The 20,679-nt window shown below is 63.6% G+C and carries 22 protein-coding genes; 10 read left to right on the forward strand and 12 right to left on the reverse strand.

The genetic code is table 11. The features are described from left to right. Positions 1 to 10 precede the first annotated feature (10 nt). Positions 11 to 679, reverse strand: a complete 669-nt coding sequence (locus tag ACELLULO517_RS06765) for a hypothetical protein (protein ID WP_227306540.1) — start codon at positions 677 to 679, stop codon at positions 11 to 13. Between the two features lie 436 nt (positions 680 to 1,115). Here ACELLULO517_RS06765 and ACELLULO517_RS06770 point away from each other — a divergent pair, with 436 nt between their 5' ends. Both ACELLULO517_RS06770 and ACELLULO517_RS06775 read left to right on the forward strand, forming a co-directional pair. Continuing rightward, positions 1,116 to 1,274 (forward strand): hypothetical protein, encoded by a 159-nt coding sequence (locus ACELLULO517_RS06770; RefSeq protein ID WP_227306541.1) that lies wholly within the window; start codon positions 1,116 to 1,118, stop codon positions 1,272 to 1,274. Between the two features lie 39 nt (positions 1,275 to 1,313). After that, positions 1,314 to 1,988: a DUF2459 domain-containing protein gene (locus tag ACELLULO517_RS06775; RefSeq protein ID WP_227306542.1), complete on the forward strand. Its 675-nt coding sequence runs from the start codon at positions 1,314 to 1,316 to the stop codon at positions 1,986 to 1,988. Between the two features lie 16 nt (positions 1,989 to 2,004). Here the strand turns inward: ACELLULO517_RS06775 and ACELLULO517_RS06780 are convergent, their stop codons facing one another. From ACELLULO517_RS06780 to ACELLULO517_RS06805, 6 genes are all read right to left on the reverse strand, one after another. Beyond that, positions 2,005 to 2,424, reverse strand: a complete 420-nt coding sequence (locus ACELLULO517_RS06780; protein WP_227306543.1) for an NUDIX hydrolase — start codon at positions 2,422 to 2,424, stop codon at positions 2,005 to 2,007. Between the two features lie 298 nt (positions 2,425 to 2,722). Further along, a complete protein-coding gene (locus ACELLULO517_RS06785; RefSeq protein WP_227306544.1) occupies positions 2,723 to 3,481 on the reverse strand; it encodes a GolD/DthD family dehydrogenase in 759 nt (252 codons plus the stop codon). Positions 3,482 to 3,520: 39 nt separating this feature from the next. Then, the gene (locus ACELLULO517_RS06790) at positions 3,521 to 4,318 is read right to left on the reverse strand and encodes a DeoR/GlpR family DNA-binding transcription regulator (protein ID WP_227306545.1); all 798 of its coding nucleotides are present in this window, start codon (positions 4,316 to 4,318) and stop codon (positions 3,521 to 3,523) included. 79 nt (positions 4,319 to 4,397) lie between these two features. Beyond that, positions 4,398 to 5,426: a substrate-binding domain-containing protein gene (locus ACELLULO517_RS06795; RefSeq protein WP_227306546.1), complete on the reverse strand. Its 1,029-nt coding sequence runs from the start codon at positions 5,424 to 5,426 to the stop codon at positions 4,398 to 4,400. 89 nt (positions 5,427 to 5,515) lie between these two features. Next, entirely contained in the window at positions 5,516 to 6,520 is a 1,005-nt protein-coding gene (locus tag ACELLULO517_RS06800) for an ABC transporter permease (protein WP_227306547.1), read from the reverse strand. Next, positions 6,507 to 8,051 carry a sugar ABC transporter ATP-binding protein gene (locus ACELLULO517_RS06805; RefSeq protein WP_227306548.1) on the reverse strand — a complete coding sequence of 515 codons (1,545 nt, stop codon included), beginning with the start codon at positions 8,049 to 8,051 and terminating at the stop codon, positions 6,507 to 6,509. Before ACELLULO517_RS06805 ends, ACELLULO517_RS06800 begins: the two co-directional genes overlap by 14 nt. A 303-nt stretch (positions 8,052 to 8,354) precedes the next feature. On the opposite strand from ACELLULO517_RS06805, the gene ACELLULO517_RS06810 reads away from it, so the two are divergent. Further along, entirely contained in the window at positions 8,355 to 9,593 is a 1,239-nt protein-coding gene (locus ACELLULO517_RS06810) for a glycerate kinase type-2 family protein (RefSeq protein WP_227306920.1), read from the forward strand. Between the two features lie 6 nt (positions 9,594 to 9,599). Here ACELLULO517_RS06810 and ACELLULO517_RS06815 read toward each other — a convergent pair whose 3' ends face one another. Together ACELLULO517_RS06815 and ACELLULO517_RS06820 are read right to left on the reverse strand one after the other, a co-directional pair. Beyond that, complete coding sequence (locus ACELLULO517_RS06815) at positions 9,600 to 10,229, reverse strand: NrsF family protein (RefSeq protein ID WP_227306549.1); 630 nt, start codon at positions 10,227 to 10,229, stop codon at positions 9,600 to 9,602. Continuing rightward, on the reverse strand, positions 10,226 to 10,807 hold the full coding sequence (locus ACELLULO517_RS06820; RefSeq protein ID WP_227306550.1) for a sigma-70 family RNA polymerase sigma factor: 582 nt from the start codon (positions 10,805 to 10,807) through the stop codon (positions 10,226 to 10,228). The genes ACELLULO517_RS06815 and ACELLULO517_RS06820 overlap by 4 nt, the downstream gene beginning before the upstream one ends. Before the next feature lie 176 nt (positions 10,808 to 10,983). Here ACELLULO517_RS06820 and ACELLULO517_RS06825 point away from each other — a divergent pair, with 176 nt between their 5' ends. Both ACELLULO517_RS06825 and ACELLULO517_RS06830 read left to right on the forward strand, forming a co-directional pair. Next, positions 10,984 to 11,802, forward strand: coding sequence for an alpha/beta fold hydrolase (locus tag ACELLULO517_RS06825; protein ID WP_227306551.1), 819 nt, complete (start codon positions 10,984 to 10,986; stop codon positions 11,800 to 11,802). A 233-nt stretch (positions 11,803 to 12,035) separates the two neighbouring features. Then, the gene (locus ACELLULO517_RS06830) at positions 12,036 to 13,427 is read left to right on the forward strand and encodes a pyridoxal phosphate-dependent decarboxylase family protein (RefSeq protein WP_227306552.1); all 1,392 of its coding nucleotides are present in this window, start codon (positions 12,036 to 12,038) and stop codon (positions 13,425 to 13,427) included. Here ACELLULO517_RS06830 and ACELLULO517_RS06835 read toward each other — a convergent pair. Both ACELLULO517_RS06835 and ACELLULO517_RS06840 read right to left on the reverse strand, forming a co-directional pair. Then, on the reverse strand, positions 13,394 to 14,431 hold the full coding sequence (locus ACELLULO517_RS06835; RefSeq protein WP_227306553.1) for an alcohol dehydrogenase catalytic domain-containing protein: 1,038 nt from the start codon (positions 14,429 to 14,431) through the stop codon (positions 13,394 to 13,396). The genes ACELLULO517_RS06830 and ACELLULO517_RS06835 overlap by 34 nt on opposite strands. Positions 14,432 to 14,496: 65 nt before the next feature. Then, on the reverse strand, positions 14,497 to 15,075 hold the full coding sequence (locus tag ACELLULO517_RS06840; protein ID WP_227306554.1) for a TetR/AcrR family transcriptional regulator: 579 nt from the start codon (positions 15,073 to 15,075) through the stop codon (positions 14,497 to 14,499). Positions 15,076 to 15,257: 182 nt separating this feature from the next. Here ACELLULO517_RS06840 and ACELLULO517_RS06845 point away from each other — a divergent pair, with 182 nt between their 5' ends. From ACELLULO517_RS06845 to ACELLULO517_RS06865, 5 genes are all read left to right on the forward strand, one after another. Beyond that, on the forward strand, positions 15,258 to 16,013 hold the full coding sequence (locus ACELLULO517_RS06845) for an SDR family oxidoreductase (protein WP_227306555.1): 756 nt from the start codon (positions 15,258 to 15,260) through the stop codon (positions 16,011 to 16,013). Positions 16,014 to 16,158: 145 nt separating this feature from the next. Continuing rightward, entirely contained in the window at positions 16,159 to 17,958 is a 1,800-nt protein-coding gene (locus ACELLULO517_RS06850) for a sulfatase-like hydrolase/transferase (RefSeq protein WP_227306556.1), read from the forward strand. Between the two features lie 259 nt (positions 17,959 to 18,217). Then, on the forward strand, positions 18,218 to 18,547 hold the full coding sequence (locus tag ACELLULO517_RS06855; RefSeq protein ID WP_227306557.1) for an ArsR/SmtB family transcription factor: 330 nt from the start codon (positions 18,218 to 18,220) through the stop codon (positions 18,545 to 18,547). Beyond that, complete coding sequence (locus ACELLULO517_RS06860; protein ID WP_227306558.1) at positions 18,544 to 19,011, forward strand: SRPBCC family protein; 468 nt, start codon at positions 18,544 to 18,546, stop codon at positions 19,009 to 19,011. Before ACELLULO517_RS06855 ends, ACELLULO517_RS06860 begins: the two co-directional genes overlap by 4 nt. A 48-nt stretch (positions 19,012 to 19,059) precedes the next feature. Then, on the forward strand, positions 19,060 to 19,821 hold the full coding sequence (locus ACELLULO517_RS06865; protein WP_227306559.1) for a DUF899 domain-containing protein: 762 nt from the start codon (positions 19,060 to 19,062) through the stop codon (positions 19,819 to 19,821). A gap of 109 nt (positions 19,822 to 19,930) precedes the next feature. Here ACELLULO517_RS06865 and ACELLULO517_RS06870 read toward each other — a convergent pair whose 3' ends face one another. Continuing rightward, positions 19,931 to 20,662, reverse strand: a complete 732-nt coding sequence (locus ACELLULO517_RS06870) for an SDR family NAD(P)-dependent oxidoreductase (protein WP_227306560.1) — start codon at positions 20,660 to 20,662, stop codon at positions 19,931 to 19,933. Between the last annotated feature and the right edge of the window lie 17 nt (positions 20,663 to 20,679).

The following is a 20,679-nucleotide window of genomic DNA, read 5'->3' on the forward strand; positions in this document are numbered from 1 at the left end:
CGAGTCAGGTCTAAATTCCGACCGGCGGCTGCCAAGCCTTTTGGCGGGACCCCGTCTTGATGCGCCGGCCCTTCTGGGCGGATTTCAACTCTGCGGCCAGAACAGCGCTGCGGTTCAACACCCGCGCCTTCTCCACATCGCGCGACTGGCTGAATTCCGCCGCCAGCGCCATGACATCGCTGTGCAACCGCTCCAACGCCTCGAACAGAATCTCGAACTGCGCAATATGCTCCAGCAGGAATTCGCGCCGGACGGGCAGATGGCCCGACGAATCGACCGGCTGGCCCTGCCGCATCTCATGCAGTTGGCTGATGCTCCAGGGCTGGCTGACGAGCAGGTCACGCTCATGCGCCAGCTCCTCCGCCCGCTCCAGCAATGTCTCCACCTGCTCCAGCTCCCGGGGCAATTTGCCCAGGAACTGACCTGCGAGTTCCGACACATGCTCGCGTTGCACGCTTTCGCGCGCCCATTTGTCGAAAAGCGAGCCGACGAAGGGCAGGCTATGGCCGGACATCGCCGTATAAAGCATGGCCCAAGCGCTCACCAATTCATTGGCGGCCATGACCGTCTGTCCGACGAGGGCCGTGAACGGCAAAGCCGCCGGGCTGATCGCCGTGGTATCAAGACGGGTTGCAGGCTGATCGTCCTGCTCCGCCGTCTCGTGATCTAAAAAGTCCATGTGTATTTTTTGCCGTGTTCTTTGATGGCCAATCTGCGCCTTGGCGATAGATGGCGCTTCTCCAACTCACGGCATGAGACTCATACGACGAGCACTGCCTTACGCTCAGCGCATAGCGCTACACTTGGCTTTTCACCTCAATTGCAAAAGATTGTTACAGTACAGCGTCATATCTTCACGCTGTTTTGATGCCGTCACGGACAGATACCCAGAATAACACCCGCTGAATCGATTTTTGTTGTTATGTCAACAATAATGCCTGCCCAAGGCAGGGCCTGTCGACCCCGGCGACAGCCGGGCGCGGCAAGGCCCGGCCCTGCAAGGTTTGCGCGCGCGGCACGGTCATAGAACCGCTTCGCCTGCTTGCTTGACCCGCCCGATCCGGCGTATCGAACCCTTGAGATCACCCTCCTGGATTGTTCGGAGACTGTCCTTCATGCGCTTTGCCGCCCTGGTGCTTTCCCTTCTTGGCCTCGCTTTGGCCGGCTGCAGCTCGTCCAGCGGCGGCGGCAGCGCCCGGCCGTCCAAGACCTATATCGTTATGCCGAACGGTCAGGTCGGGTCTTGCCAGAAGAGCAACGGCGCCAGCTGCTGAGAGCGCTGACCAAACGCCTGCACGCCGATCCCTGACCACATGACGTCTGATCGGCGGCCGAGCAGGCCGCTGCTGCTGGGCTGTCTGCTGCTGTCAGCGCTTCTGGCTAGCTGCGCCGATTCTCCTTTGCCGGGTGCTCCCCTGCCGCCGCCTGCCTTGGCTAAAGGTGAGGTCAGCCTCGTCACCCATGGTTGGCATACCGACATCGCCTTGCCGGCGACGGAGGCCAGCGGGCCGCTTGCGCGCTTTCGGCAAATATTTCCGGGCGCCAGCACGCTCGTCTTCGGCTATGGCAAACGCACCTTCATGATCGCGCCCGCCCATACGCTGGGCGAATGGATCATCGGTCCCTTTCCCGGTCCGGCCGCCATCGAGGTCAGCGCCATCAGCGGCGACCCGGTCGACGCTTACGGCGCGTCGCATGTCATCACCCTGCCCTTGCCGCCCGGCGGGGCAAAACACCTGTCCGATTTTCTCTGGGCCGCAATCGCCAAGGACGGAACAGGAACGCCGCTTTATATCGCGACCGGCAATTGGCCCGGCAGCCAGTTCTATGCGGCGAGCCAAGGCTATGCCCTGAACCATACCTGCAATCGTTGGAGTGCGGAGGCGCTGGCGGCCGGGGGGCTGCCCGTCAGCCCGCAAGGCGTCGTCTTTTCAGGTAGCCTGGACAGCCAGGTCCGCCAAATTCAGCGCCGCCCCGCCGGCAGTTGACGCAAGCAAGCGCCGCCTACCGCCAACTGGCGATGATTTCGGCCAGGCCGCCCTCTTCCACCAAAGCGGCGGCATCCTCGCGGCCGAACCAGACGCGCTTGCGCTCCGCGCGCTCCCGCCACTTGACCGCTTCCAACGTTACCCGCAGCGGAAAGACGACGACGAAAAACAGTCGGTCCTCGCCATCCGGCAAGCGCTTCGAATAGGCATAGGTGCCGATCGGCTTTTTCTCGACCTTGCCTTTGACGCCGGCTTCCTGAAACGCCTCGATCTCGGCTGCCTCATGCGGCTTGCGGCCGATCATCGGCCAGCCCTTCGGTATGACCCAACGCCCGCGGCCACGGCTGGTGATGAGCATCACTTCAAGCTCACCCTTCTCGAGTCGGTAGGGCAACGCCGCAAACTGCGTATCTGTGGTTCGATCAGATTTAGCCATGATCGTTTATCAGGCGCGCATATCCAAATGTCTAGACCTCTCCAAAAGCCTGCCTTGGCGCGGGCTTCTCACGCCCCGAGGGGATGGCGCGCTGATCATCAGCGCGCGGAAAATGATGGTCCGGAATGCTGCCCTAGGCGCATGAAACTTTCATGAGAGGTTTAGCGTCTGTCCGATTTGATCGGACTCGACCCCCAATCTGTCGTGTGCGGGCAAGCGGCCCGCCAGGCGCCCGGCCGGGTAGGTCCGCGGAACGAGTCCGCGGATGACGGGGCGCGGCGCGCATGACGATTAACCGTCAGACGACGGTATAGCCGCCGTCGATGACGAGGTTCTCGCCGTTGATCAGCCCGGCCGCGCCGCTGACCAGATAGAGCACGCCATGGGCGATTTCCTCGACCTCGCCGAAGCGGCCGACCGGGATCTTGGCGCGGAAAGCAATGCCCTTCTCACCCGCCCAGACCTCACGACCCATCGCGGTATTGACGACGGTGGGTGAGATCGTATTGGCGGTGATGCCGTAAGGGCCCCATTCCAAGGCCAGAACCTTGGACATGGCGATGATGCCGGCCTTGCTCGCCGTATAGGCGATATGGCCCTCAAGCGCCACGATCGCCGCCTGCGACGCCATGCTGACGATGCGGCCATAGCCGCGCTTGATCATATGCTTGCCAGCGGCCTGGCTGAACATGAAGGCCGCGCGGAGATTGATGGCGAAGGTCGCATCCCATTGACCCATGGTCAGATCGGTCGCGAGTGCAATCGGCGCAATGCCGACATTATTGACCAGAATGTCGATGCGGCCGTTCTCGCCCGCAATCTCATCGACCGCCGCATGGACGGCAGCGTCATCCCGCACATCGACGGCCAGGCCGTAGCTGCCATTGCCCAATGCTTCCGCGATATCGCTGACGGCCGGGTTCTGATCCACGATGACGATGCGCGCGCCCTGCTCGGCCAGCATGGTCGAAATGGCAAGGCCGATGCCTTGGGCGCCGCCGGTGACGATCGCGACCTGACCGGAAAGGTCGTAGGCTTTGGCGAGACTTGTTGTCATGGTTCTGATCCTGGTGAGGGATGGGTTGCGCGAGGCCGGTTAGGTCTGCTGCGGATCGGCCAGTTTGATCTGCAGCTTGGTCTCCCGCAATTTATCCAGATCCGGCGCCGAAATGCCGCAATCCGTAATGATGATGTCGAAATCCGCGACATCGCCGAAGCGATGCAAGGCGGTGACGCCAAATTTCTGGCTATTGGCCATCAGCACGCGCTCCGTCGCGACGGAGGCCATCGTCAGCTTGATTTTCGCGACGTCCTCCTCCGAATGATAGAGCGTATTATCCCAGATGCTCTGGGCCGAGATGAAAGCCATATTGGCGCGCAAACCGCGCATGGCCTGTTCGCAGACAAGGCCGAAGAAGGCGTGGAAATGCTCGTAATAGGTGCCGCCGAGGCAAATCACGGTCTTGCCGGGATCGCCGCGCAGCCGTTCCAAGGGTCCAAGTCCATTGGTGATGACCGTTAGCGGTGAAATCGGCGCCAATTGCTCGGCGAGAAAGGTCGAGGTGCTGGAATCGTCGATGGCGATGATCTGGCCGGGCTGCACAAGCTCGGCCGCGAGGCGTGCGATGGCCCGCTTCTCGGCGGTCGCGATGGTGCCGCGCTGCGCGAAATCGGTTTCCACCAGCGTGAAGGATTGTACGCGGGCGCCCCCATGCACCTTGCGGACGAAACCCTGTTCCGACAGCGCATCCAGATCGCGATGCACCGTCATGCGGCTGACGCCGAAGCGCTCCGCCAGTTCATCGACCTGGGCTGCGGTCTCTTTCAAAAGGTAGTTCAGAATGCGCTGACGCCTGCCGTCGACACCCCGCACTTTCTGACTATCATCTCCCATAAGACTCCGGCTCCGTCATGGGGCAAGGGCGACCCGGCTCATGAATGAGCCGGGTGCCTCTACAGTCTAAGGCTTGGTGTTACTGGTTGCCGTAGTTGCCGGACGCCAGATTGGCGTTGATCAGCGCCGGCAGCGTGTTCAGGAAGCCGTTAAAGTCGCCATACATCTGCGTATAGTAATGGTCGACATTGTCCTTGGTCAGTTCCGGCATGATGAACATGGCGGTGGCCGGAACCGGCTTGCCCTGGACATGGTTGATGGCGACCTGCTCGGCCATGCCCAGTTCCAGCGGGCCATCCTGCAGGTTGCTTTCCAGCTCGGTGCCGTCACGAACCGCACGCATGCCGTCCTTGATGCCGTCCGTGCCGGTGACCGGGATCTTGCCGGCAAGGCCCTTTTCCTTCAGCGCCTGAATGGCGCCGATGGCCATGTCGTCATTCTCGGCGATGATGCCGTCGATCTTGCTGCCGTAGCGCGACAGCCAATCCTGCGTGATGCTGTAAGCCTGGTTACGCGCCCAATTGCCGGGCTGGATGGCGAGCACGGTCACGCCCGGATTCTGCGCCAGGACCTGCTTGATGCCCTTGGTGCGATCAATTTCGCCGGACTGGCCGAGCGGCCCCTGCAGAACCACGACATTGCCCTTGCCGCCGAGGACGGCGACCATGTGCTTCGCCTCATTCGCGCCGGCCATCACGTCATCCGGGCCGACATAGGAGGTGAGGTACGGCGTCGCATCCGGGCTCGCCGTCAGGTTGGTCACGATGACCGCGATACCGGCTTCCTTGGCAGCCTTGATCTGCGGCGTCAGCGTCGCGGAATTCACCGGAGCGACGACGATCGCATCGACCTTGCGGTTGATGAACTGCTGGAACTGCGAGATCTGGGCGTTCACGTCCATGCCAGCGCTGTTCCACAGCAGGGTGGCGTGATTGGCCTCGGCCACCTTCTCGACGCCGCGCTTGCCGAGGGAGATGAAGGAGGACATGTCATAAACGGTGAAACCGATGACAGGATGCGCGCTATCGGCGAAAGCCGGGGCAGCGCCCGCGATGCCGAATGAGAGGGCAGCGCCCGCCAGAAGATGCTTGAGGAATTTGGACGGCATTTCTCTATCCCTTTTATGGTCGCATTTTTGCTTTTGAGGATCTCCGCCACCACGGGTGGCGGAGCAGCCAAGGCACGGCATCTTCAGGCTCAGTCGTCGCCGCGGTTCATCACGCTGTCCACGAAGACCGCGCCGATGATGATCAGGCCTTTGACGATGAGCTGGTAGAAGGGTGAAACATTGATGATGTTGAGGCCGTTATCGAGCACCCCGATGATCAGGAAGCCGAAGACGGTGCCGATGATGGAACCGCGTCCGCCGGCCAGGCTGATGCCGCCGATGACGGCCGCCGCGATGGCGTTCAGCTCATAGCCCGTGCCGTTGGTCGCGATACCGGCGGTGGCACGTGCGGCCAGGATGACGCCCGCGATACCGGCGAGGAAGCCCGAGATCGTATAGACCGCGAAGCGATTGGTACGGAGGTTCACGCCCGCCACGCGGGCGGCCTGCGGATTGCCGCCGACGGCATAGATATGCATGCCGAATTTGGTGCGGGCGAGAATGATCCAGGCCAGGACCACGACGACGATCATCACCGCGACCGGAATGGACAGCCCGAAGACCTTGCCGCTCAGCGCCAGGAACTGGTCGGACAGGCCCGAAATCGGCTGGCCGTCGCTGGCCACGAAGGCAAGGCCGGACGCGACCGTCATATTGCCGAGAGTCGCCACGAAAGGCGGCACGCGGGCGAAAGCGACCAGCGCGCCGTTGAAGGCGCCGATAGCCGTGCCGGCCGCGATGCCGAGGATAACAGCTTCGGTGCAGGTCAGAACGCCGTCATCCTGCGCGAACAAGGCCCCGACGACACCGGACAGACCGACGATGCTGCCGACCGAAAGATCGATACCGCCGGTCAGGATCACGAAAGTCGCGCCCGTCGCCAGCAGCGCATTCGCCGCCACCTGAATCAGGATGACGTTCATATTGGAGAAGGTCAGGAAGCTGCGATTCGAAACGGCCAATGTCACCAGGAACAAGGCCAGGATGATCACCAGAGCGTAACGCAGTGCGAAGCGGCCCAATTGCCGCGGCGACGGCATGCCCTTCGGTTCGGTCGCGTTGGCAACCGCCGGGGTAACGCTATTGCTTGCCATTGGACGACCTTCCCATCGCCAGACGCAGGATCGCTTCCTGTTCCAGCTCGTTCTTCTTCAGCTCTCCCATGATCGCCCCTTCGCGGATGACGAGGACACGGTGACTGAGGTTGATAAGTTCCGGCATATCGGACGATGCCAGCAGAACCGCCACACCCTGGGCGGCGAGATCGTTGATGAGACGATAAAGCTCGCTGCGCGCACCGACATCGATGCCGCGCGTCGGCTCATCCAGGATCAGCAGGCGCGGTGTGCCGGTGACAAGCCAGCGCGCCAGCGCCACCTTCTGCTGATTGCCGCCCGACAGATGCCCGACCTTCTGCCCCAGTGTCGCATAAGCGACCTTGGTGCGCTTCAGAACATCCAGCGCCTGCGCGCGGCGTTTGCCGTTTTCCAGCAAGCCGCCCGGCGTCACGAAAGAGTTCAGATGCGGCAAGGTGATATTGTCGAGGATGGAGAGCGAGGTCAGGATGCCGGAGATTTTCCGATCCTCCGGCACCATGGCGATGCCGCGCTTGATCGATTCCTTCATATGGCCCAGCGGCAGATCGCGGCCGTCCAGGCGCAGCGAACCGGTCGCGCGGCGCATGCCGTAGATCGCTTCCAGCATCTCGCTCCGCCCGGCGCCGATAAGCCCGCCGAGGCCGAGAATCTCGCCGGCCTTCACGGTGAAGGAGACCAAGGACTTATAGCCTTTGACGGCAAGATTGCTGACTTCCAGAACCGGCTTGTCACTCTCGGTGATCTGCCGATCCGGGAACAGCTCGGTGATCTCGCGCCCGACCATATCGGCGATGATGGCCCGTTCGGTCAGCGTCGAGGTCGGTGCATGACGGATGATGGCACCGTCCCGCATGATGGCGACGGTGTCCGAAATCGCCTCGATCTCTTCCATGCGATGACTGGTATAAAGGATGCAGACGCCATCGGCCTGCAGGCGACGGATGACGCGAAACAGCTGCTCCACCTCCCGACCGCTGAGCGAGGATGTCGGCTCATCCATCAGAATGATCTTGGCCTGACGCGACGTCGCCTTCAGGATTTCGATCATCTGCGTGGTTGCGACGTTGAGACGTTTCATCGGCAGGGAGGGGTCAACGGAAAGACCGACGCCCTCCATCATGGCGACCGCTTCCTCGATCATCTGCTTGCGGCGAAGCAGGCCGAAGCCGCTTTTCTCCCGCCCGATCATCAGGTTCTGCCACACCTTCATATCCGGGATGGGGGCCAGTTCCTGTGGAATGATGGAAACGCCCAGACCCTGAGCGTGACGCGCGTCAAACCGCCGCACATCGTCGCCGAACAAAGCCAAATGGCCGCTGTCCGGCGTCACCTGTCCCGATATGATCTTGAAAAGCGTGGATTTTCCGGCGCCATTCTCCCCCGCCAGCACATTCACGGTGCCGCGCATAAAGCGCGCCGAGATGCCGCGCAGAACAGGCACGCCTTCATAGGATTTGGTCAGGCTGCTGCAGTCGACGGCGATATCGCCGGCTGGCTGCGGCTTGTCCGCGACAGCTGACGCACTCACGCGCAATGCTCCGCAGTGCCAAGGCTTGGGCCTTTGGCGATCATCGTTTCCTCCTTGGAACCTCTGGTGAGTTCCACGCGGTCACTCAAAACATGAACCGTCTCTTGCGACATCTTTATCAGATTGCGTCCGAATGACAACTCCATCTGAAAGGGTCGTCACAGAACGATGGGAGCAATGTCACAATTCCTGTCCTGACTGGCACGCGCTTTTCCTGCCCATGGAACCGGTGCAAGCTGGCGATGATGCGCGCCTGATGCTGAAGGAAGAGCCGTGACTGACGACGAAAAACTACTGCGGCATATGTTTCAGGCGGCCATCGACTCCGCTTCGCCGGACCACACGCTGCCCTTCCATCTGCCGATGCCGCCGGCGGGCCACACCATTGTCGTGGGCGCCGGCAAGGCCGCCGCGAGCATGGCCCGCGCGGTCGAACGCGCCTGGCCGCAAGACAAGCCGCTGAGCGGTCTGGTCGTCACGCGCTACGGCCATGGCGTCGGCGCGCTCGACCGAATCGAGGTCGTCGAAGCCAGCCATCCGGTGCCGGACGCGGCCGGCGAGGCCGCCGCTTGGCGCATTCTGGATAGGGTGCAGGGCCTGACGCCGCAGGATCTGGTTCTCTGTCTCATCTCCGGCGGCGGCTCGGCACTGCTGGCAGCCCCCCTGCCCGGCGTGACGCTCACGGACAAGCAGGCCATCAACCGGGCGCTGCTGCGCTCGGGCGCGGCCATCGAGGAGATGAACTGCGTCCGCAAGCACCTGTCTGCCGTGAAAGGCGGACGGCTGGCCCAGGCTGCCGCCCCGGCCCGTCTCGTGACACTCGTCATTTCCGATGTGCCGGGGGATGATCCCTCCGTCATCGCGTCCGGCCCGACCGTCGCCGACGCCACCACCCAGGCGGAAGCCCGCGCCGTGCTGGCCCGCTACGGTATCGACCTGCCGCCATCGGTCGCGGCCGTCCTGGCCGACCCGCGTTTCGAATCGCCCAAACCCGGCAACCCTGCCTTCATCGGTGCCGAGACGCGCATGATCGCGACACCGCAGGCGGCGCTGGAAGCCGCAGCCCGCGTGGCGGAGGCCGCCGGTATTACGCCCATCGTTCTGGGTGACGCGATCGAGGGCGAATCCCGCGAGGTCGGCCGCGTCATGGCTGGCATCGCGCTGCAGGTCGCCCGGCACGGTCAGCCCGTGCAGGCGCCCTGCGTGCTGCTATCGGGCGGGGAAACGACGGTGACGGTGCGCGGCACCGGGCGTGGCGGGCGGAATGTGGAGTTTCTGCTGTCGCTCGCCATCGCGCTGAAGGGCAAGGCCGGCATTTCCGCGATTGCCGGCGATACCGATGGCGTCGACGGCGCGGAGGAGATTGCGGGGGCCGTCATCTCCCCCGCCACTTTGTCTCAAGCCGCCGCATTGGGCATCGCGGCGCAGACATCGCTCGACGCCAATGACGGCCATGGTTTCTTCGAGGCGCTGGGCGCGGGCGTCATCACCGGCCCGACGCTGACCAATGTGAATGACTTCCGGGCGATTCTGATCCGGTAGCGGGTCCTACCAGCGCAGATAGCGCTGGCCGATGACGGCGCCCGCGCAGGTGATGGTACCGACGGCCGCGCCGTACCACAGGATGACGAAGCGCGCGCCGTCATTCTTGCAGGCGATGGCATAGGCGGCAGCCCCCAGCGCACCGGCCAGAATGCCGGCCACCGCGCCCGCTCGCCCAGGCCGCGTCACGACACCGCGCTTGCTGACATACAGTAGAATGGCGAGCGCCGGCACGGCCGCACCGAGGATCGCGAAATAGCAGATCGGCACGGAGGCCGAATCCCGACCCAGCAGCGGGTAGCCGCTGCCATCGGTCAATGCCAGGACACAAAGAAGAAGCGGCCCCGGTAGCAGCGCCCAGGCGGCGCGATCACTGGTACCCGGTATCCCCTGCTGGTGCAGCAGCCAGAAGGCCCCGGCAGCGAGCAGCAGCATGGTCCCCTCCTTGAAATGGAAGGGATAGGATTGCAGCACGCTGGCCGCATCGAAGGTGCCGGCGAAGACCGCCAGGATCAGCGCGATCGCGACCACGAAGGCGCCGAGCGTGCCCAGCAGCAGCGGCCTGCCGAAACGGGCCGATCCACATCCCTGCCCGGCCTCAGTCGCCAATCGCACTATGAAATCCGTGTCGCTCATCCCTGGTCTCCCTTCGTATTTCCGCCGGCAAGTGCGGAAAGCCGCTTCATGGCGCGGTGCATCGTCATGCGCACTGCCCCTTCGGTGACATGCAGCGCATCCGCCGTTTCCCGGACAGAAGCGCCATCGACCGCCAGCGCCTCCACCACCTGGCGCTGGCCCTCCGGCAAGGCCGACAAGGCCTGATCCAGCCCGCGTGCTGCGGACAGAGCCTCGTCGGCCGCCGCCGCCTGATCCACGATCGCCCCCCATTCGTCCTCGGAGAGATCGATCTGCCGGCGTCGCTCCCGCGTGCGGCGCCGAACCGCATCCGTCAGCTTGTAGCGCAGGATCGCGTAGACCCAGGGCAGGAAGGGCCGCTCGGCGTCCCAGCGCTGCCGCATCGTATGCAGGCCGATCAACACTTCCTGCAGAATATCCTCAATCTCCGCCGCAGGCAGGCCGAGGCCCGCGACCCGGCTACGGACAGACGGCCGCAACACCCGGCTGACGTCACGCAACAGCCACTCATAGGCCGCCTTATCCCCCGCGCGTTCGGCCCGCATGGCGGCGGACCACCGCTCCTCCGTCACGCTCATCAGAAGCCCATTCGATCGAAAACCAGATTTGTCACGCGCACGCCTAAAAATCTTCCGCAGCCCTGCCGCGCGTCGGATTGCGCGCCGCCCATGATGCGTTCCCGCAGGCGAAAGCGAAACCACCCTTGAAGCCGCTGTCGCAGACCGCGAGCGGCACATCATTAGGATGAATTGCCATGTTGAACCGCCGCAACTTCTCGACCGCCATTATGGCGGGTGCCGCCGCCACCGTCATCGCGACCAAGGCCCATGCCGATACCGTCGCCGCAGACGCGACCGCCACCACCGCCACTGTCCCGGCGACACCCGTGGCGCCGGGTGCGAAGGCCCGCAATATCGTGCTGGTCCATGGGCTGTTCGCCGACGGGTCCTGCTGGAATCTGGTCATCCCCCGCCTGCAGGCGGCCGGGCTGAACGTCACCTCCGTTCAGAACCCGCTGACGACCCTGCCGGACGCGGTTGCCTCGGCCGAGCGCGTGCTGAACCGGCAGAACGGCCCCACCGTGCTGGTCGGCCATTCCTTCTCGGGCATGATTGTGACGGAAGCCGGCATGCACCCGAATGTGGCGTCACTCGTCTATGTCGCGGCGCGCGCCCCGGATGCGGGCGAGAACTACACGGCCCTGGCCAAGACCTTCCCGACGCCGCCGGCTTCCGCCGGGATCGTGTTTGACGGTGATGAAGGCCGCCTGACGGAAGAGGCTTTTTTGCGCGACTTTGCGGGTGACGTTCCGGCTGCCAAGGCACGCGTGCTGTATGCGGTGCAGGAACCCTTCCATAAGGCGCTGCTCGCCGGCCAGGTGACGCAGGCGGCCTGGCGTCACAAGCCGAGCTTCTATGCCGTCTCCACCCAGGACCGGACCATCAATTCGGATCTGGAACGCTTCATGGCGAAGCGCATGGGCGCGCATACGATCGAGGTGAAGTCGAGCCATGTCTCGATGATCTCGCATCCTGAGACGATCGCCGACCTGATCCTGAAGGCGGCTGGCTGAACGCGCAGGCTTTCTCACTTTCGTCGCCCCCGGACTTGTTCCGGGGGTCTATCCGATGCGGCGCCCAGTCGGCGTTTGGGCGCCACGTCGGGTAGGTCCGCGCAACACGTGCGCGGATGACCAAGTCAATGCGCGGGAGACCCAGAAGAAGGCCAGCACGTTGACGAATATCCAAGGTCGGAGCATCCCGGACAGCGCGGCAAAACTGCCGCTGTGATCGGGATAAGCCAGGCATGGAACCAACGCCAGCAGACAGGGCTTTGCGAGAGGCGGCAGACCGCGCCATCGCCTATCTGCACAGCGTCCGGGACCGGCCGGTGACGGCCTCGCCCGAGGCTCTGCGGCGTCTGGACGACCTCCGCCATCCACTGCCACAATCAGGCCTGGATGCGAGCGCGGTGATCAGCCGGCTGGACGAGATCGGATCGCCCGCAACCACCGCCACCGCAGGCGGGCGGTATTTCGGCCTAGTCATCGGTGGCGCGCTGCCCGCGACCGTCGCGGCCAGTTGGCTCGCGGCCGCCTGGGATCAGAATGCTTGCTTCCGCGCGACCTCCCCCATCGCAGCAACGCTTGAAGATGTGGCGCTCACCTGGCTCATCGATCTATTCGGCTTGCCTAGCGGCACAGCAGGCGGTTTCGTCACCGGTGCGTCGATGGCGAATGTCACCGCATTGGCCGCTGCCCGTCACGCGATCCTCGCGCGACAGGGCTGGGATGTGGAGGCAAAGGGCCTGTACGGCGCGCCGGAATTGCGTGTCATCGTCAGCGATGAAGTTCATGTCACGGTTCTGAAGGCGCTCTCTCTGCTGGGACTCGGGCGTGATCGCGTGATCCGCGTGCCGACCGACACCCAAGGGCGGATGCGGATCGATGCCCTGCCGGCTCTCGATGACCATACCATCCTCTGCATCCAGGCCGGCAACGTGAATACCGGCGCATTCGACCCTGCGGCAGAGATCTGTCTCCGGGCGAAAAAAGCCGGCGCCTGGGTGCATGTCGACGGCGCCTTCGGCCTTTGGGCCATTGCCAACCCGGCCATGACCGCGATTAGCGCGGGCTTCGCGGAAGCGGATTCCTGGGCCACGGACGGGCATAAATGGCTGAACGTGCCTTATGACAGCGGCATCGTTTTCGTCCGCAACCCGGCGGATCTGCGGGAAGCAATGGCGGCCACCGCCGTCTATCATGCCCAAGGCGAGGCGGGCGGCCGAGAACCCGCGCATTACACGCCCGAATCCTCCCGCCGCGCACGCGGCGTGGAAATTTGGGCGGCCCTGCTCAACCTTGGCCGCGACGGCATTTCCGACCTTATTGACCGCACATGCCGACACGCGCGTGCATTCGCTCAAGCTCTTCAGGATGAAGGTTACGACATCCTCAATGACGTCGTGCTCAACCAGGTGCTGGTCTCCTTCGGATCGCCAGAGGAAACGCGCGCGGTAATCGCTCGGATTCAGGCAGACGGCATCTGCTGGTGTGGCGGCACGGTGTGGCAGGGCCGCACCGCCATGCGCATCAGCGTCTGCAACTGGTCCACCACAGACGCCGATGTACAGATGAGCATCGCGGCGATGCTCAGCGCTGGCCGTCAGGTCGTCAGCACAAGCCGCCCTGGCACCTGACCACGGCGCAGCCGATCCAGCGCCGCATTGGCCTCGGCCAGCGGCATTGTCTCGACATCAGCCAGGATACCGGCGGTCAGCGCCAGTTCCACCGCCTCCATCAAATCCGCCCGCGTGCCGACATTGGAGCCGATCAGCCGCTTCTCGAAATTCGCGAGTGTGGAGATCGAGACCGGCAGTGTGTCACGGTCCTTCGCGGGCAGCGCGATGAAGATGACCGCGCCACCGGGCGAGATCGCCGCGATGGCGGCGGTGAAGGCACTGAGTGCAGGCGCCACGACAATCGCCGCGCGCAGGCCGGCCTCACCCGCAATGGCGCGGAGTTCTGCCGGCAGATCGGCCACGTCGCCCTTGACCGTGGCGACCGCACCCAGGCGCGTCGCGAGTTCCAGCTTGCCGGCATCGAGATCGACCGCGATAGGCCGGAAGCCCATGGCGCGCGCATATTGCACGGCCATCTGACCCAAGCCGCCGCAGCCGATGACAGCGACAAACGCGCCCGGCCGCAGTTGCGCGCGCTTCAACCCGCGATAGGTGGTGACCCCGGCGCAGAGCACGGGGGCGAACCGTGCGGCATCCACGTCCTTCGGCAATTCCACCACGAAGGCCGCACGCGCGACGATATAATCGGCATAGCCGCCGTCGCGGCTGAAGCCGGTGCCCTCGGACTCCCGGCAGATCGTCTCATCGCCTTCCAGGCAGGCGCGGCAATGGCCGCAGGCGCCGCCGTTCCAGGCGACACCGACAATCGCGCCGACAGCCGGCCCGATCGTGTCGGGGCCATAGGAGATGACCTCGCCCACCACCTCATGCCCCGGGATCAGCGGCAGTTTGGGCGGCATGCCCCAGTCACCGTCAACGATATGCAGGTCGGAATGGCAGACGCCGCAGGCGGCGACACGGATCAGGACCTCACCCGGCCCTGGCGTCGGGATGGAATCGCAGCCCAGAACCAGGGGCGCGCCCATCTGGCGCATCAGCGCCCGCGTCATCTCACCAGCCATCCGGCATCGTCCTCTAGATTATTGCGCGGCGAACCTGAACCGGTTCTAGCCAGCGCGCAACGGGCTCACGGATGGGCGCGCAGCCCGTCCGCGAGAAGGGCGACAATGCGCGCCACCCGACCGGGCTTGTCCGTATAGCCGGAACTGCCCAGGCTGGAGACAGCGATGATGAGATCATCGGGATCGACATCCGGACGGACCGCGCCGGCCGCGACGGCGGCATCCAGAAGCATCTTGATGGCCGGCCTGACACGCTCTTCGAAATGCGCGCGCAGCGTGCAGAAAGCCGTGTCGCCCGAATGGAGCGCCGGGGCGAGGCCCTTTTTTGTGGCGACGAAGACCGCATAGCGCTGCATCCATAAAGCCAGCGCCTCGAAGGGCGGGTGTTCGGCCGCCAGCACCGCCGCCGCATCGGCGCAGGCATCGATCTCGCGGCGAAAGACGGCGGCGATCAGGTCCGCCCGCTGCGGGAAATGCCGATACAGCGTGCCGATGCCGACCCCTGCCTTTTCCGCGACCTCCCGCACCGGGGCGTCGACGCCCGATGTCACGAAAACCGCCTTGGCCGCCTGCAGCAGCGCGTCGAGATTGCGCTGCGCGTCGGCGCGGACGCGCCTCTCCTTGCCCGCAGGTTTTACGTCCACCGCGTCCTTCACCTCAGCCCCACTTGCACCTTAGCCCCACTGGCACCTTAGCCCCGCTGGCACCTTAGCCCCACTTGCTAAACGGAACATTGTTCCGTATAAAACGGAATGCTGTTCCGATTGGCCAGATTAGCGCAGAGCACCAGCGCTGGCCAAGGGGCAATGCACAGAGGAGAAAAGCCATGCAGAATAAACCCGTCGCCCTCGTTACCGGAGCCAATCAAGGGATCGGCTTCCAGATCGCCAAGGATATGATCGCGCAAGGTTTCACCGTGCTGGTGGGATCACGCAATCATGACCGTGGTGAGACCGCCACGCGCGAGATCGGGCCGGACGCCCATGCCATTCAGCTGGATGTCACCGATGCGGCATCAATCACGGCTGCGGCCGAGCGTATTACCCAGGAATTCGGCCGCCTTGATGTGCTGATCAACAACGCTGCCATTTCGAATACGACCCTTCGCCCAGGCATGACGGTCGAGGAATATTCCAAATCCGTGCGGCCGAGCAATGTGAAGCTCGATGAAATCCGAGCGGTTTTCGAGACCAATGTCTTCGGCGTCATCGCCGTCACGCAAGCGCTGCTGCCGCTGCTGCGCGCGGCGCCCTCCGCCCGCATTGTGAACGTCTCCAGCGGTGCCGGGTCGCTGACGCGGAATTCAGACAAATCCAATCCCCATCGGGCGATTTTCGGACCTGTCTATTCGGCGTCCAAGACCGCGCTGAATGCCATGACGCTCGCCATGGCGATCGAGCTGGAAGATACCAATATCAAGGTCAATGCCGCCTGCCCCGGCTATACCAAAACCAATCTCAACAACTATTCCGGCACACAGACGTTGGCGGAAGGCGCGGCCGAGCCCGTGCGTCTGGCCCTGATCGGCGCTGACGGCCCGCATGGCAGCTTCTCGAACGCAGCCGGCCCGATGCCCTGGTGATGCGCTGACCGCCAATCCTCGACGCGAGGGCGAGCATGTGATCGTCCCGCCCGGCACGGGTTGCCCAGCCGCCTGACGAAAGCAGCGCCTCTTACCAATGCCGGATTGAAATGATAGCGTTCCGGCATTGGACGGAGGCACGGCTATGGCGGACCAGCCCAAGGACGATGCGCCCAATCCGTCGCGCCGCCGGCTCATCGCCAGCGGCGCCGCGATGTTGGGCGCGGGCAGCCTTCTGCCACCCTTGATCGGCACCGCGCAGGCGGGCGAGACGCAATCGCTGGCCCCGCCCGTCGTGCCGCCGGACAGGCCGCCCGGCGGCTATAATATCCTGTTTATTCTGGTCGATCAGGAACATTTCTTCCCGCAATGGCCGATGCCGGTACCAGCCCGGGAATGGCTGAAGGCGAAGGGGATTTCCTTCCTCAATCACCAGGCGGCGTCCTGCGTCTGCTCACCCGCGCGGTCGACCATCTATACCGGCCAGCATATCCAGCACACCGGCGTCTTCGATAATGCCGGGTCGCTGTGGCAGCCTGACATGGCGACCGATGTGCAGACGATCGGCCATCGCATGGCGTCCCTCGGCTATCACGCGGCCTATCAGGGCAAATGGCATCTCAGCGCCAATCTGGATCAAACGCGGGAGGCGATCGACGCGCCCTTGGCCGATTACCGCAAGATCATCGAATCCTATGGTTTCGATGATTTTTTCGGTGTGGGCGATATCATCGACACCACGCTCGGCGGCTACAATTACGATGACACGACAACCGCCTTCACCACGCGCTGGTTCCGCACCATCGGCGAGGATTTGCGTGCGGCCGGAAAGCCCTGGTTCCTGGCCGTCAATTTCGTCAATCCGCATGATGTGATGTATGTCAATTCCGATCTGCCGGGCGAGACGGTGCAAGGTAAAAGCCATGCCATGCCGATCGCGCGGCCGCCGGCCGATAAGATCTATCAGGCCGATTGGGATTTGCCCCTGCCCGCCACGCGCGGCCAGTCCTTCGACGAACCCGGACGTCCGCACGGCCAGAAAATCTATCAGGGCGTGCAGGATGTGCTGGTCGGACCTTGGCCGGATGAGGACAGGCGCTGGCGGGTGCTGCGCAACTATTATCTGAATTGTATTCGCGACTGCGACCGGCAGGTGGCGCGCGTGCTCGGCTCCCTGAAAGACAATGGCCTGGACCAGAACACGATCATCGTCTTCACCGCCGATCACGGTGAGCTGGGCGGCAATCACCAGATGCGCGGCAAGGGCAATTGCGCCTATTGGCAGCAGAATCATCTGCCGCTGATGATCGTGCACCCGGCCTATCCGGGTGGTGTTTCCTGCAAGGCCGTGACATCGCAGATCGATCTGGTGCCGACGCTGCTGGCGCTGACGGGGGCGGATGCCGACAAGCTGAAAATGGTCAGTACCGACCTGAAGGGCCGTGACTTCTCAGACTTGCTGACCGCCCCCGAAAAGGCCGCGCCCCAATCGCTGCGCCCGGCCGCCCTCTTCAACTACAATATGCTGTCCTTTCAGGATGCCAAATGGGCGAAGCGCATGGATGATTTCATGGAGTCCACTGCGCCCATCGCGGACAAGATCGCATCCCTGCTCAAGACCGAACCCGATTTCTACGATCGTTGCGGCATCCGCAGCGTGTTCGACGGGCGCTATCGCTTCAGCCGCTATTTCGCGCCGCTCGATTTCAACACGCCCGCGACCTATGAGGATCTGACCCGGAATAACGATCTGGAACTCTATGATCTTCAGAACGACCCCGAGGAGATCAACAATCTTGCGGCGATGCCCGCGCATAAAGACCTTGTCCTCGCCATGAACACGGTGCTGAACACGCGTATCGCGGAAGAAGTGGGCATGGATGACGGCGCCTTCCTGCCGCTCCGCAACGGCAAATGGTATTTCCCGCCGAAGTCGGAGCGTTAGAGGCAGCGAGGTTTGGTTGGAAACGCCCCCAATCTGTCGTGCGCGGCCCCCGTGCCGCGCATCTACCCGTTTGTGCAGGCAAGCGGCCGTCTGGGCGCCGCGGGGGGTAGGTCCGCGCAACGAGTGCGCGGATGACGAATTATCTAGCAAAACCCCACGGACTCTAGCGACCAGACAGAACCGGCCTCTGCCGGGCAAGGACGTCACTCCACCATAAATTAGCATTGACTAATGCATTAGCGATTGCTAATTTAAATTCATGCTTCAAGCCAGCACCCTCGATACCGTCATGCGTGCCCTCGCTGATCCGACCCGCCGGGCGGTGTTCGAGCGGATCGCGCGGTCGGACGAAATCACGGTGGTCGACCTCACGCGCGACAGCGGCGTGACGCAGGGCGCCGTCTCGCAACATCTCAAATCCCTGAAACTTGCCGGGCTGGTCACGGAACGCCCGCAGGGGCGACACGTCTTCTATCGGGCCAAGCCGGAAGGTCTGGCCCCGCTCTTCGACTGGTTGAGCCATTACGACGCGTTCTGGCGCGACCGGTTCGACAATCTGCGCAGTCTGTTGAAGGAGATCGATCCATGAGCGACGCAGCATCGCTTAGCCCCTCTCAGGACATTACCGTCACCGATATCTTTCCGCACGCGCCTGAGACGATCTGGAAAACCCTGACCAGCGGCGCCTTGATGGGCCGATGGCTTGGGATGACGCCGGTGGGTTTCGAGCCTGTGATCGGCAATCGCTTCACCTACCGGACGACGCCTGCGGGCGAATGGGACGGCACCATCCATTGCGAAATTCTGGACCTGATCCCGAACCGGCGGCTGCGCTATTCCTGGAAAGGCGGCCATGCGGGGAATACCGGCTACGGCTCACCGCTTGACACCATCGTGACCTTTACCTTGGAGAAGGTCACCGGCGGCACAAGACTCAGCCTTGTGCATGCGGGCTTCGTGCTGCCCCGGAACGAGACGGCCTATCGCAATATGAGCGGCGGATGGACGAAGGTCATTCCCCGCATCATCACCATTGCCGGCGAAGGCACATGATAAGACCAGATGACCTGATCTAGGGATTTTACAAAAGAAAGAAAAACCATGCGCGATGACATGCTGAAAACCCGGCCGCCGGTTGTCTCCCCGCAACAATGGGAAGAGGCCAGACAGCAATTGCTGGTGCAAGAGAAGGCCATGACCCGCGCGCGGGATGCGCTGGCCGCCGAACGCCGACGCATGCCCTGGCAGGCGGTCGAGAAACCCTATGTCTTCGACGGACCGGAGGGCAAAGCGAGCCTGCCGGAGCTTTTCGCGGGCCGCCGCCAGTTGATCGTCTATCGCGCGTTTTTTGAGCCCGGCGTTTTCGGCTGGCCCGATCAGGCCTGTCGCGGGTGTTCCATGGTCGCCGATCAGATCGCCCATCTGTCCCATCTCAACGCGCGCGACACCACGCTGATCTTCATCTCACGCGGTACCCAGGCCGATATCGCGCGACTGAAGGCGCGCATGGGCTGGACGATGCCTTGGTACACCGTCACGGATGATTTCGACGCGGATTTCGGTGTCGGCGAATGGCACGGCACCAACGCCTTCATCCGCGACGGCGACGCCATCTTCCGCAGCTATTTCATCAATAGCCGTGGCGATGAGGCCATGGGCAGCACCTGGAGCTATCTCGACATCACGGCCCTCGGCCGGCAGGAAGTCTGGGAGGAGTCGCCGGAGGGCTTTCCGCAGAGCGCGCCCTATAAATGGTGGAACTGGCACGACAGCTACACCCCCGACGCGCCGCCCGACAAAACCTGGGTTGCGGTGTCGGACGCCGGGGAAGCGACCTTTCGGACGGAGTCTGGCGAGAGCTAGAGCCTGTCAGGTTTGGTAGATAATGCGTCCTCCGCGACCGCGTGACGCCGGTAACGCCCAAGGACTGGATGGCCGGGTCAAGCCCCGGCCATGACAGGGCAAACGCCCGTCAGCCCTGAGCGAGACCGCCGTCGACGCAAAGCTCGGCGCCGGTCACGAAACTGCTCTGATCCGAGGCCAGGAACAGCGCGGCGGCGGCAGCCTCCTCCGGCCGGCCGAAGCGGCCGAGCGGGATCATTTTGCCCAGCGTCTCGCGCAGCTCATCCGTTGCATTATCAAATATCGGCGTGTCGATCGGGCCCGGGCTGAGCGTATTGACGCGAATGCCGCGCGGCGCCAGTTCCTTCGCCCAGGTCCGCGCGAAGGAGCGGATCGCCGCCTTGCTGGCACCATAGACCGTGTAATTTGGCGTGCCGATGAAGCCCGCGATGGAGCCGACCAGCACGATGGCGCCGCCATCGGCCATCAAGGGCAGCAGTTTTTGCACCGTGAACAGCGCCGCCCGCACATTGATGTCGAAGGTCTTGTCGAAATGCTCTGGCCCGATCTCGCCCAAAGCCGCTGGCTCGGCCACGCCGGAATTGACGACGAGGATATCGAGTTTGCCATGCAGAGCCTGGATCTGGGCCGCCAGACGGTCCAGATCCGCTTCGCTGGTGACATCGCCCTGCACGGCCGTGACCTGGCCGCCGATCTCGGCCACCGCCGCATCCAGCGCTGCCTGCCGGCGGCCGGTAATGGTGACGTCGGCACCTTCGGCGGCGAAGCGCCGGGCGATGGCAAGGCCGATGCCGCTATTGCCGCCGGTGACGACCGCATTCTTGCCGTTCAGTTGAGACATCTCGCTACTCCTTAAAG

The organism is Acidisoma cellulosilyticum (genome assembly GCF_020621385.1).
Taxonomy (GTDB): domain Bacteria; phylum Pseudomonadota; class Alphaproteobacteria; order Acetobacterales; family Acetobacteraceae; genus Acidisoma; species Acidisoma cellulosilyticum.